This window comes from Stenotrophomonas maltophilia group sp. RNC7, from assembly GCF_030910085.1.
GTDB lineage: Bacteria > Pseudomonadota > Gammaproteobacteria > Xanthomonadales > Xanthomonadaceae > Stenotrophomonas > Stenotrophomonas sepilia.
The window spans coordinates 1-313 of the sequence record NZ_JAVFVN010000297.1; the positions used below are offsets into that span (position 1 = coordinate 1).

General features: G+C 68.7%; 1 protein-coding gene. It reads left to right on the top strand.

The window, feature by feature from the left end:
* Positions 1-77: 77 nt before the first annotated feature.
* Positions 78-313, top strand: a 236-nt coding sequence (locus RCF13_RS05125; protein ID WP_308140904.1) for a MerR family transcriptional regulator, incomplete at its 3' end; no start/stop codon positions are given.

A 313-nucleotide genomic window follows, 5' to 3' on the forward strand; every position in this document is an offset into this window, starting at 1 on the left:
CAGCAGTCCGCCCGGTCGCCGGGATGAGGGCCGGCGCGCAGCGGTGGCGTCCCCCATCGCTGCGCGCGGAGAGCTGGATGAGGATTGGTGAACTCGCGCGCTTGACCGGCACGCCCCCTGAGAACATCAGGTTCTACGAACGGGAGGGCCTGCTGCCCGCTCCCGAGCGGTCCCGCAACAACTACCGGCGCTATGGCCCGGCCCATGTCGAGCGGCTTTACCTGATTCGCAACTACCGCGCGTCGGGCATCGGCCTGGATGACATGCGCAACTTGCTGGGCTGGACGCATCGCGAGTCCCCGGAACCCGAGCT